A 13,764-nucleotide genomic window follows, 5' to 3' on the forward strand; every position below is an offset into this window, starting at 1 on the left:
CAGGCTCGTAACGCGGCCTTAAGTACTGTTCTGACTCCTGAGAATAAAGCATGCGGGTGAAGTCTTTTTTACGGTATAACACTACAGATTTACCTAGCCCCCAAAACCTCGCACGCAAATGATCAACACACTTTGAATAACAACAATGTACTGATCTTGAAATTCTCAGTAAAAATAAAAGCCCCCGGTACGGGAGCTTTCTGCTTTTTCAGTTTCGGCATTACAACGTCACTTTTTCGAACGTCAGGTTATCGACACTTCCGTCTCCACCGCTGATATGGCGAAGCTGGATTTTGGTACTGCTGCTTGAAATCACATCCCAATCTTCATTCAGCTCTGTCAGCAGGACAGGATCCGTGAACAACAAGCTGAAATCGACATCACTTGAAGCGCTGTCATCGTCGGCACCGTTATCGGTAACCAACCAGGTACCAGTATAGGAATTGGAGCTATTGGCGGCGGTTACCACCATCGTCGAACCGAACGTAAAGGAATAGCCATTGAAATTCGAGGTTTGGTCGACGCCGTCTTCCGAATACAACGTCACCTTCCAACTGCCGTCCTGGACGATATTGGAGATGCCGGAAGCGGTGGGTCCGGAAACGCTGTCGTCTTCCGAACAGGCAATGTGGGATAGACTGAGACCTAGGAATGCGAGGATAAAAAGAGACTTTTTCATAGTTTGGAATTATCGGTACTAGTTAAACGGGTATCCACCTTCTTTTATTGTTTTAGAACTGGAAGTAGATAAACGGTTGTGGGCCGCTGCTGGCCGTTGCGGTTACCAGCCAGAACACGAGAGCCAGCACGCCGGCTTTCAGCACGACCGGCATCACGTCGAAGGAACGGCGTAGTAACTGCCCTATCGGCTTTGGCAGGAAATGCCACGCATAGCCGGCTGCCATCACAATGAACACATTACGGTAGCCCATCACTACGGTGAGCCAGGCCGTCGGATTCCAATCGAGGGTTGCTATGTGTGTAATGATGTCGAATGCCTGTTCAAATGTGTTGGCGCGGAAAAAAATCCAGCAGAAAGCGACGAAATGAAACGTTACGATCACGCCGATTACCGTCCGGATGGTTCTCCAAATGGAAAAGGAGCCCTTTTTATCGAGAGGTGCAAACTCGTTCCACACCTTATGCACCGACAGCGCCAGTCCGTGCAACGCGCCCCAAATGATGAACCTAAGGCTCGCCCCGTGCCAGAGTCCGCCCAAGAGCATCGTCGTCATGAGGTTCGCATTTGTGAAAAGGGCTTTGGTACGTTCGTGTGACAACAGGATGCTGATCGAAAACACCACCAACGCCGCAAGTGAGATCAACAGCGGCCAGATATCCTGTTCCCAATACAATACGCCCCACGTAATGAGTCCGCCGAAAAACAGCACGGGGAATAGAAAACCACCAAACGTGCCGCGTCGGTTACCTCCTATGGAAATGTAGAGGTAGTCGCGGAGCCACGTAGACAACGAGATATGCCAACGCCGCCAGAATTCGGTAATCGAGGCCGACTGATACGGCGTGCGGAAGTTCGTCGAAAGGTGAAAGCCCATCAACAACGCGATACCAATGGCCATGTCGGAATAACCCGAAAAGTCACAATAGATCTGGATGGCATAACCATACGAAGCCATCAGGTTTTCAAACGCTGAATAACTTCGGGGCGAGTCGAACACACGGTCGACGAAGTTGATGGAGATGTAATCGGATACCACCGTCTTTTTGATGAGTCCGCCAATAATCAGGAAAAACGCCGTATTCAGTTCGCCTTTCGTCAGGTGCAGCCGCTTGTATATCTGTGGTAAAAACTCGGACGCCCGTACGATCGGCCCTGCCACCAACTGCGGAAAAAACGACACGAAAAACAGGTATTCCAGGATGTTGTTCGTGGGCTTCAGTTCGCGTCGGTAGATATCGATGATGTAGCTCATCGACTGGAAGGTGTAAAACGAGATGCCCACGGGCAGGATGATCTTCCCAACCGAAAAATGGCCGTCGAAGAGGGTGTTATAGGTATCTCCCAGAAAATGGGCATACTTGAAATAGCCAAGGAAACACAAATTCAGGATGACACTCAGCACCAGATAGAACTTCCGATAGCCTTCCAACGCTTCCTCATACAGTAGTTTCGCCAAATTGTAATCGACAACTCCGGAGAAAAGCAATAGGACGAAATAGACCCCACTTGATTTATAGTAGAAAAAGAGGGAAAAAGCGAATACATAAAGATTGCGGAAATGAAAGGTCCGCAACCGTGTTGAAAAGATGTAAAGCGGGTAAAAAACAAGGAACAGCCCGAGAAACAATCCGGTATTGAACAAAATCGGATGTTTCGGGTCATAGGTAAACCAACCTTCCACGGTTTCGACCGTCAGGTTCCCGAAAAGATCACGAAAAAGGGACAAAAAATCGTTCATTTTGGTCAGTTGCGGTTTTTCAGGTAATCACGGTACACACGAATCATCGCCTTTGCCAGCAATTCGCCCTGCAATTCATAGCCGGCCTTGCTATAGTGTACCCGGTCGGCCGCCATCAGGCCGCGTTTATAGTTGCGATTGACGGCAAGCGTACCTCCCATCTGTCCATATAAATCCCACACGGCGTAATTGAGCGCGACGGCATTTTCACGTATGACCTGGGCGTAGGCATCGGCAAATTTATTGACATAGCGGCGCTTGAACAACGACGGCGGCGGCGTCACGACCAACAGGCAGGCGTTCGGATTCGTCTCCCTGATCCGGTTGATGAAGGTGACCAACTGGTCTTTAAAGGCATCCGATGACATCCGGTCAAACGACTCATTCGTTCCGAACGACAGCACGAAAAGGTCCGGCGAAAGGGCCTTCGTCTGCTCAAAAAACAACGGATATTTGTTGAAATCCGAATAGCGGGCGCCATTTACGCCGATGTTATGATACAGCACACCCGAGCTCCGGTTTTCAAGTATCACGCCACTTAACACGTAACGCTTCTCGCTGCCATTTGGAAGGAGGAATACCTTTTCGAGGCTGTTGTCGGTTTCATAATAGTGATACCCCGGGCCTTCGGCGAGTCCCAACGGGATAAACTGCGAACGCTCTACGCGTTTTTTCTGCTTTTCGTCGGTGGGTATCTTCAGCGTGCGTCCGGCCCTGATCAGGTTCGAACGCAGGCCATTCGCTTTCTTCAACTGGGTGATGCTGATACCGTATTTGTCGGCTATCGAACCCAGTACCTCACCGCTACGGATGCGGTGCGTGATGACTTTGGGCACGTCTGACTCAATGGTCACCGTCCGCTTGGCAGTCGCCAACTCAAACGTGTTTTCGTTACCAGGTGTCACGATCTTTATGGTATTGAATTCATTGCCAAGGGTCTTGGAATTGAACTCAATGACGAAATCATCCGACCCGCTGTATAAGGCAATTCCGCTAAGACCGACCGGACTGCCGTCGGGGGGACCAATCGCCCGGTGGTTCTGCCAAGAGGTGTTTGAGGTGAACCGGATATCGGAAGAGCCGTTGGTTCGGGCGAGACTGTGCGGAAAAACGAAACCGCGGCCGGCGTTGCCGAATTGTTGCTGGAGGAGTTTACGGACCTTATCCGTAAAAAGGTCTGCCTGTATATGGGAATCGCCGACATGGACGATGTTCACTTTCTGGCCTTTCATGACCGCAATTCCATCGCCCAGCCGTTCCAATTTCCGGAAAAACGGCACCATGGCCGAGGCGTTCGTAATGATATTATCGGGCAATACCACCGCCGTGGTGTCTACGTTGACTGAATCGAGCGCGACTTCCGTCGTATCAACCGATTGTGCGGTCATACGGAGGCATCCGGCCAGAACCCATATCCAGATATACTTACTCATCGGAAGGTAACACAGCGGTTGAATCAGGTTGTGGCGGAGCCGGCGGGGTCGGCGTTTTCTCCTTACGAAGCGAACGATAGGTCGCATAACCTTTCATAATTCGGTCGTAAAGCAGTCCGGCCACTTTCTTCGCGCCGCGGAAATTGAAGTGCGTGTAATCTTTGTTGGCGAGGGCAGGGTCACCTTCCGTCCAGGTGGTCATCGAGCCTTCGCCGCCCATAAGCGTGAACAGGTCGATAAAACCCGATTGTGTGGCAAGCGCATACCGGCGCTGGGAACGTGTAAGTGGCACCACCGCTGAATCGGTCTTCATTTCCAAATCATACTTCGTCGCTTTATCGGCCGTCGAAATGATCAGGATGGCCACGCCCGGGAAGCTCTCTTTCAGCTTTCGGACGGTTTGGGCCATCCCGCGTTCGTACCAGCTATAATTGCGGTTGCCGTAGTTGAGTACATTCGTACCATAATGCAATACAATCAGGTCGTATCCCAATTTATCGTGGAAGGCCCGCATCAATGACGTGTTGAAACGCGCGATTGGCATTCCTGAATTCCCGCGTTGGGAGAAGTTATCGACGTGCACGCCTTTGCCGTCATCAAAGTTAAAGCCATAGACGGGGATGGAATCGGCATCGATAAAATCCGCCTTGAGCGTCCCGACACTGCCCTGCTTTACGACAAGCGTATTGAGAAGCGAGCGGTTGACCAACCGCCTCCGGATGGAATCTTTGCCGATGATGAAGTCGACCTCGCCGCGTTCGTTATCCGACTTTCCGTAGAACAGCGTCGGATTGTCGAGGGTTCCGTTGAAACGGCCTTTACCCGCTTTATATCGCACCCACTCTACCGACGTGGTATCGTTCGCAAAGAACACATGACCATTTACACCGAACGGACGCAGCGGGTTCTTGACGTTGAGATAGGACTGGGTTTTCCATTTCAGGGAAAACTCATGTACGACGGAACTGCGCGAACCGGCCGATTCCGACGTGATGGCGACAAAGCCTACGCCGCGCCCGCCGAATTTCTGTTGGAAAGCGGTTCGGAGGTCCTGCACGATCATATCACCGTCGGTCATCGAATCGCCGAAATAGGCAATCCGCACGTTTCCGCTACCTGTTTTCTCAAGTTGGTACAACTTCTCGAAAAAGGGAATAAGGTATTGATTGCCCGTATACGTGTCAAAGGTCTCTTCGGGGAACGTGACGCCGTTGGTCTCGAAATACACCACGGGTTGGTTGGCGAGCGAGTCGCCGGCTTCGACATCGGCCTCGTCTTTTACATTGCCGACAGCGTCCAGCAACATGCTGTCAACCAATACGTTCTTAGTGCTTCCGGCTTGTTCCGAAAAAATCTTGTTCGGCAACACCCGTTTGATGCCGAGATAAAAAACCGCAGCGAGCAGCACGATGGCAAATGAATGCCAGAAATACGATTTCCTCATAGGGGTTTTACATTCGGGAAGGTACGTCGATGCCGAGGAGGCGGAAGCCGGTACGGATCACCTCTCCTACTTTTTCCGACAGTTGCAGGCGGAAGACCTTTATCGTGTCGTCTTCGGTAGCGATAACCGGAACGGATTGGTAAAAACTATTGTATTCCTTGACCAAATCGTAGATGTAATTGGCAATGAGGGCCGGACTGTACTCGCGGGCGGCTTCCTGGATAACATCCGGGAAAACCGTCAGGCGTTTGAGCAGTTCTTTTTCTTTTTCATGTAGTACCGAGATACCAGACGGCTGTGAAAGATCGACGTCGGCGCGACGCAACAGCGATTGGATCCGGGCATAGGTATATTGGATGAAAGGCCCTGTATTTCCGGCGAAATCCACTGATTCTTCCGGATTAAAAAGGATGCGTTTTTTGGGATCGACCTTGAGTATGTAGTATTTCAGTGCTCCCATACCGATAATATGGTAGAGGCGTTCTTTTTCCTCAGGCGAGAAACCTTCCAGCTTGCCCAATTCTTCCGATATCGTACGCGCGGTTTCGGTCATTTCGTCCATCAATTCATCGGCATCGACCACAGTCCCCTCACGGCTCTTCATTTTACCGGACGGCAGGTCTACCATGCCATACGACAGATGGAACAGGTTTTCCGCCCAGTCGAAACCGAGTTTTTTGAGGATGAGGAACAGCACCTTGAAGTGATAATCCTGTTCGTTTCCAACGGTATACACCATACCGCCCACATCCGGGTGGTCTTTAACCCGTTGGATGGCAGTGCCGATATCCTGCGTCATGTAAACCGCCGTACCATCTGACCGGAGTACAATTTTACGGTCGAGTCCGTCATCGGTCAGGTCAATCCAAACCGATCCGTCCGGGTCTTTTTCAAATACGCCTTTCTCAAGACCGAACTGAACGACCTCCTTTCCTAATAAATAGGTATTGCTTTCGTAGTAATACGAATCGAATTCGACTCCCATCTTGGCATACGTCTGGGCGAAACCATCGTATACCCACTGGTTGAGTTGTTTCCAAAGCGACAGCGTTTCGGGGTCACCGGCTTCCCACTTCCGAAGCATCTCCTGTGCTTTGAGTAGCGAAGGAGCCTGTTTTTTGGCGTCGTCTTCCGACAGGCCGGTGGCAACGAGTTCCTGTACTTCCGTTTTATATTTCTTATCAAACGCGACGTAGGCGTTTCCGACGATCTTGTCGCCTTTGAGTCCAGACGAAGCGGGCGTTACCCCCTCTCCTGATTCCTGCCAGGCCAGCATGGATTTGCAGATATGGATGCCCCGATCGTTGATAATCTGTGTTTTGTACACCTTTTTACCGGCGGCTTCCAGGATTTGCGCGACTGACCATCCCAATAAGATGTTCCGTACGTGCCCCAGGTGCAGGGGCTTGTTGGTGTTAGGAGAAGAATACTCCACCATCACCGCCTTTTGTTCCGGATCCGGCACCGCAACACCAAATGATGCCTGTTTGCGGATCGTATCGAGGAAATCTATATAATAGGTGTCGGCTATTACCAGATTCAGGAAGCCCGACACTACGTTATAACGGGCGACCAACGGCACATGGGCGATCAGGTGATCACCGAGCCGTGTGCCTATTTCGGCGGGGTTGCCTTTTATCAGTTTGAGCAGAGGAAACAAGACCACGGTTACGTCCCCTTCAAAGTCACGTCGGGTGGCCTGGAACTCGATGCGTTCCGGTGCGACACCATAAAGCGTGTTGAGGGCGATTCCGATCTCTTTCGATAGCAGGCTATTGACTTCCATTCCGTTCCAAAATTGACGCGCAAAGATAGTGCTAATTCCAAAATGGTGAATTATAAACGTACAAATTAGGGTAAATGGGCAAGTGGCTGTTTTCGTATTGTAAAACGTCAGAAAAGCAGCGGACTGAGCCTGAGGCGAATTTCGTTTTTTTAAGACTTTTTTATAAAATAATTGCTATGTTTGTTTCCTTAAAATTATTTCTGCGGATATGAATAAGTTTTATGTTTTTGTTGCATTATTCCTGAGTTTTGCTGGTTTTTCGCAAGGCATTCAAGTCGACACTTCGCTGACGCCTACGCAGTTGGTGAACTCGGTATTGATCAACAGCCCCTGCGTCTCCGGCACAAGCGTCACCGCTTCGACCGGAACCAATTTCGGTTCGACCAACGGTATCGGCAAGTTTGTGAACTACAACCCAAACTTCCCCTTTGCTTCGGGTGTGGTACTTTCGACGGGTGATGTGACACAGGCGCCGAGCCCCAACACCACCATCCAAAGTGCCGGATCAACCTCCTGGGGCGGCGATGCCGAACTTGAGTCTATCCTATTATCGCAATCGGGTGTGACCTTTAGTTCGATTAATGCGTCGTATCTTCAATTTCAGTTCCAGCCGACAGCCAGTTCCTTTGACTTCAACTTTATCTTCGCTTCTGAAGAATATGGGGCATCGCAATGTAATTTCTCGGATGCGTTTGCCTTTATCCTTGAAAATGTAGGCACTGGGGTGAAGCAAAACCTGGCGGTTATCGCGGGCAATACACCTATTTCCGTAGCTACGATCCGTGACAATGCCTATAATGCCGGCTGTCCATCGGCGAACCCAAGCTTTTTCGGTGCCTATAACGGACCGAACTTCGGACCTGCTATCAACTTCAACGGTCAAACCGTACAGATGACGGCCTCCGCTACTGGCCTGACCATTGGTGCTACCTATCGTATCAAGATCGTCATCGCCGACGGTCGTGGCAGTGCCGATGACAACCTTAACGTAGGATACGACTCGGCCATCTTCATCGAAGGATCCAGTTTCAACATTGGCCAGAACGTATTGGGCCCCGACCTCGTGACGTCGAACAACACGGCGGTGTGTTTGAACAGCACCTACCCTATCTTGCAGCCGACATCGCCTATCCAGAATGTTATTTCGTACCAATGGCTCCAGAACGGCGCCCCGATTTTGGGACAAACATCCGCACAACTTGACCTGAATACGCTTACGACACCCCTTCAGGCGGGTATCAATTCGTTTGCCCTACAATACACCCAATCGGGCTGTAGTGTCATTCAGGACGATATAAAAGTAGAGGTGTTGCCGGCCGTGAACGCGATCGCCACGGTGCCGGATCGTTACTTGTGTACGGCTCCTTATACCTTTGATCTTACCACAACGTCTACCCTCATCCTAAACAATAATACGCCCGGTAATACATCCGATGACCTTCCGGCGTCTACACAGATTACCTACTACAACACACAGGGGGAAGCTGTAGGCGAAACAGGAGCGATTGGAACAAGCATCACCATCACCCAGGCCCAGAGCCCGAAAACGATTTGGGTTCGTATCGAAGCGAGCACCGGATGTTACGCGATCCGCAGTTTCACCCTTCATGCGGTGAACCCGCCTAACGCTCTGCCGACTCCGTTGATGGCACCTATCACGGTGTGTGCGCGAAACGCTACGGATACGCCTCCAAGAGCGGTGTTTTCCGTAACGCCTATCATCGCTGCGGCTTTGGGTTCACAAAACCCGGCGGAGTATGTGGTGACCCTGCATACATCGGCGATTGGAGCGAATAACGCCACTACCAACACGCAGAGTACCATACAGTGGAACCCCGCATTTGAAATCACACGCCCTGGGGGCACGATCTGGGTACGCGTACAGGCCGGAAATAATCCGGATTGTCGTGTCGTGTCGACGGTCCAGTTGATCGTGACGCCACTACCACAGGTCGATGTCCTTCCGGATGTCGTGGTATGTACGGGCGACGGCACAGGCTTTATCTTACCTGTCCCTTCCGATCCTGCTATCGAATACCACACGCTTAACAACGGAGGTGGATCGATCCTGGCGCCAGGCTTTAATGTGGTGCCGAACCCTGAGACTACTATTTACCTCTACAATCCTGGAAACGGCACCTGTAACCCAGGACAGGACTCCTTCAAGGTGACAAAAGCGGATTACTCTTCGCTTCCTTCCACGGTGACCGAGTGTCAGAATAACAATTACAGCCTGCCGCCTCTTCCTTACGGTGGCTACTTCACATCGCCGGGTGGTGTGAACCCGCTGGCATCTACAACACTTACTACACCGGGTACGAACACGTATTACGCGTTCTGGTCGAATCCAAATGATCCGACCGACTGTACGGTCGAAAAGGCGATAACCGTCACGATACAGCCGTTTACCAATATTCCGGAACAAGACGACATCTTTAGCTGTAACAACTACACGCTTCAGAATGCCCCGGCCGGTATGTCTTATTACACAGGCCCGAACGGAACTGGCACATTGATCGTAACACCTAAAGTATACACCCCTGGTACGTACCAGATTTACCTACACAAACAAACGGGCACCGCTCCGAATATTTGCCAGGACGACGAACCGATTACGATTTACGTGGGTGTTACCAACCTTACGCCGCCTGCTGATGTAAGCGTCTGTAACAGCTACACCCTTCCTGACCTGACCGTGGGTGAATACCGCGATCAGGCAAACGGACTGGGTAATATCGTTGCAGATGGTACTGTTATCACGTCTACGACTACCCTGTATTATTGGGTACCGGGTCAGACCTGTACCGGTAACCTCGATTTTACCATAACCGTACAGCAGACGCCGCTTCCGGTGCTCAACAACGTAGTATCATGTAACCTATACGAGCTGCCGGCCGTCGCGCACCCAGGTAACTACTATACCGGTCCAATTGGTACAGGTACTATGCTGCCTGTGGGCTACCCGGTAACCTCCACCCAGACCATTTATTTCTTCGACGGAAACGCCTCATGTTATGTGCAGGACGACTTCCTCGTTACCATTGATAACGAGCCACTGTTGGACGTAATCCCGCAACCTGCGCCGATCTGTAACGCAACATACACCGTTCCAAATCTGGTAAACGGAGAGTTTTACTACGCTCCGGGCGGACCTTCTTCATCCAACGTTGCCATTACTCCGGGAACCGTTATCAGCACGCCGGGTATTACTACTCTGTATGCCTTCAACCCAAGTGCATCGGGCGGATGTCCGCCGGTATCCTATAGCATTGACATCGACATTACGTCTACAACGGTAACATTGCCGGGCGGACTTAACGATGGTGATACCGTGATGGCATGTGACGACACAGGTTATGTACTACCGGCGTTGACTGGAGGTGCAAAGTATTACGCAGCGCCAGTAAACCCGCAGAACTCGGCCGCAAGTACACCGATAGCAGTTGGTACGGCTATCATGACCTCGGTCCCGATCTACGTGTACGCCGAGAACAACAACCGGATTCCGTGTTCCGACCAGAAAATGTTCAACGTAGCGATTTATCCGAAGCCTTCTGTGCCAACCCAAACCACAATAAATGCGTGCGAAAGCTATACGCTCCCTTCCTATACCGCACCGGTAACCGGCTACTACGAGCAACCGGGAGGTCCGTTGACAGCCGGCAACATCGCACACGTGCCAGGTGAAACACTCACAAGTTCCATTCTATTGTACTCATATGCCGCTAGCCCGTCTTCGAACCCGGCACTTTGTCCGGACGAAGAGCCATGGCAGATCAACATTACGCCAGCGCCAACCTATACGACACCTGCCGGTGTCACGTTGAGCGGCACGACTTTTACGGTAGATGCCTGCGACTCGTATACATTGCCAGCTCCAACGGCCTTCTCGCCCATCGCCACCGGTTACGTTACCGCCAACGATGGAACGGATCCTGCGTACGGTAGCGCGACAGTTACAGCTCTGGGCACCACAACACTGTACATCCGCACGCAATCAACAGATGCTGCGGCATGTGTCAGATACAAACCGTTTACCATTAACTTGTTTGCAAAACCAGTTGTACCGACGCAGACAACGGTAAATGCGTGCGAGAACTACACGCTTCCCGCATACACAGCGCCTATAACGGGCTACTATGAGCAGCCAGGTGGTCCGGTTACGGCGGGTAACGTTGCACACGTACCGGGAGAAGTTCTGACAAGTTCCATCCTATTGTATTCGTATGCGGCAAGCCCGTCTTCGAATCCATCTTTGTGTCCGGATGAAGAGCCATGGCAAATCAACATTACGCCTGCACCAACCTATACGACGCCGACGGGTGTGACCTTAACCGGAACAACGTATAGTGTAGAAGCCTGCGACTCTTACACATTGCCAACGGTAACGGATTTCTCTCCGATCGCAACTGGGTATGTAACCACAAACGACGGAACCGACACCCCGGCACCGGCCACTATTACGGCTCCCGGAGCTACCGTTTATGTTCGTACGCAATCGCCGGACGCTGCTGCCTGCGTCAACTATCGCGCCTTCAATGTCGGTGTATACAACACGCCGGTGGTAGCGCCAATCGTAGGCACGCCTTTCGCCGCATGTAGCGATACGGGCTTTACCTTCCCTGCTCTCGTTGCTCCGGCCACCGCATATTACGAGCAGCCAGGTGGACCTAACACACCCGGTAACGTCTCGCACGCCGCAGGTTCGACCATCACGGCACCTGCCACGTATACGTTCTACGCCTACGCAGCGGCAGGACCGGCGTCTAACCCGAACCAGTGTTATGACGAAGAGGCCTTCACCGTAACGATTTCGCAAACACCAGCGCTTACCGACTACCAACCGGTATTCAGCTGTGACTCGTGGGATCCGACGGCCTTTATCGCAGCGCTTCCGGCTAACGCAGGCCTTTATGCGGACCTGGCGCACACGACGCCGGTGTCGTCACCTGTTCTCGCTTCAACGACGCTTTATGTATACGCGGAGAATCCGGCCAACGCCAACTGTAACGACATTGACGACTTTACAGTGACCATTACGCCAACTCCTGTATACAACGCCGCGGATATAGCTACAGTAAACGCTTGTAACAGCTACACCCTTCCTGCCTTGCTGACGCCGAACGCACAATACTATGATGCGATCAATGGCGCCGTAATTGCGGCTGGTACTATATACACAGCACCGACTACGACCCTTTACGTCCATGCGGTAAACGGCACGGCACCGAATACGTGCGTCGGAACGTGGGAACCAAAAGTCATCAACGTATTCAATGTGGAAGAACCAGCAAGCTTGCAAAACTGCGGAAACTATACGCTCCCTGCCCTGACGACGCCAGGTGCCCTGTATTACACAGGTCCTAACGGCACTGGAACAAGCTATGCAGGTGGTGCTGTCATCGCATCTACGACCACGCTTTATGTGTATGCCATGAATGGCGCCGGAACATGTTCCGATCAAAGCCCTGCGTTCACCGTTACGATCAACGCTCCGGCTGTAGCGAATTCAGTACCGGCCAACCTTACCACTGTTTGCGACACCGATGGAGACGAAAACTATGATTTCAATCTCGATAGCCTGACGGCAACGGTTCTGGGCTCACAGAGTGCCACCGATTATGAAGTGACCTATTATGACAATGCACAAAACGCGGCACTTCGTACTGACGCTATCGCGACGGATAATGGTCCGAATGGTGATACCGCAGCAAGAGATTATCCGGAAAACATTTATGCCGTCGTAACCAACATTGCAACGCCATCATGTTATTCTACACCGACCCTGATTCAATTGCTTCCAATAGCCCAACCAACAGGTGCTAAACTCGTAATCGAAGATCCGATCTGTGTCGACAGCGAAACCGGAGACGTGACGCCAGGATATGTAGTGAGCGGCTATTCATCACAATACTATACCTTCGACTGGCAAGATGCGTCAGGCGCAACGGTTAGCACATCACCGAACTTCACAACAACCACTCCGGGTGATTATACGTTGTACATCACAACGACTGTGAATGGCCTGACAGCCTGCGACTCGGGTGCGATTCCGTTTACACTGATCCAATCTGGTAAGCCTCAGGATGTACAGATCGACGTGACCACCGGTTACTTCAGCGACAACCAAACGGTGGTCGTAAACGTAACGCCAATTCCTGGTACTGTCGGTGAATTCCTCTACTCAATTGACGGTTCTGACCCAGTCCCAAGCGTTCCAGCCAACGCCACGACCTTCACCTTCACTGGTGTAACAGAAGGATGGCACGAAATCACTGTGATCGACCCGAATGGTTGTGGTAGCGCTGCCTTCCCTATTGCAGTGCAGACGGTATACAATCCGAAATACTTTACACCTAACGGAGACGGCATCAACGATACCTACCGTATTCCAGGACTTGCGGGCCAGACAGCCAGCATCACCATCTACGATCGTTATGGCAAACTATTGCAAACCATGACTACCGACGGACCGGGATGGGACGGCACCGTCAACGGAAGCCCGCTGCCGGCAGATGACTACTGGTTTATTGTAAGCTATGTCGAAAATGGCGTACCGCGCGAATACAGATCGCACTTCTCGCTCGTACGTTAATCGTTTGATACTTATGAAAGTAAAAGGCTCCATTTGGAGCCTTTTCTTTTTTAACGCCTATTCCATGTAACAACTTTGAGCAAAGG

The 13,764-nt window shown here is 51.5% G+C and carries 6 protein-coding genes; 1 reads left to right on the forward strand and 5 read right to left on the reverse strand.

Going from position 1 to position 13,764, the window contains the following annotated elements:
- Positions 1-220 precede the first annotated feature (220 nt).
- From MKO97_RS14075 to argS, 5 genes are read right to left on the reverse strand one after another with little or no spacing between them, the layout of a single operon-like run.
- A complete protein-coding gene (locus MKO97_RS14075) occupies positions 221-679 on the reverse strand; it encodes a hypothetical protein (protein ID WP_241103847.1) in 459 nt (152 codons plus the stop codon).
- A 52-nt stretch (positions 680-731) separates the two neighbouring features.
- The gene (locus tag MKO97_RS14080; protein WP_241103848.1) at positions 732-2,420 is read right to left on the reverse strand and encodes an MBOAT family protein; all 1,689 of its coding nucleotides are present in this window, start codon (positions 2,418-2,420) and stop codon (positions 732-734) included.
- Positions 2,421-2,425: 5 nt separating this feature from the next.
- Positions 2,426-3,853 carry a GDSL-type esterase/lipase family protein gene (locus MKO97_RS14085; RefSeq protein WP_241103849.1) on the reverse strand — a complete coding sequence of 476 codons (1,428 nt, stop codon included), beginning with the start codon at positions 3,851-3,853 and terminating at the stop codon, positions 2,426-2,428.
- On the reverse strand, positions 3,846-5,297 hold the full coding sequence (locus tag MKO97_RS14090; protein ID WP_241103850.1) for a hypothetical protein: 1,452 nt from the start codon (positions 5,295-5,297) through the stop codon (positions 3,846-3,848). Before MKO97_RS14090 ends, MKO97_RS14085 begins: the two co-directional genes overlap by 8 nt.
- Before the next feature lie 7 nt (positions 5,298-5,304).
- The gene (argS, locus tag MKO97_RS14095) at positions 5,305-7,083 is read right to left on the reverse strand and encodes an arginine--tRNA ligase (protein ID WP_241103851.1); all 1,779 of its coding nucleotides are present in this window, start codon (positions 7,081-7,083) and stop codon (positions 5,305-5,307) included.
- A gap of 208 nt (positions 7,084-7,291) precedes the next feature.
- On the opposite strand from argS, the gene MKO97_RS14100 reads away from it, so the two are divergent.
- Entirely contained in the window at positions 7,292-13,678 is a 6,387-nt protein-coding gene (locus MKO97_RS14100) for a T9SS type B sorting domain-containing protein (protein ID WP_241103852.1), read from the forward strand.
- Positions 13,679-13,764 lie beyond the last annotated feature (86 nt).

Source organism: Flavobacterium sp. HJ-32-4, from assembly GCF_022532105.1.
GTDB lineage: Bacteria > Bacteroidota > Bacteroidia > Flavobacteriales > Flavobacteriaceae > Flavobacterium.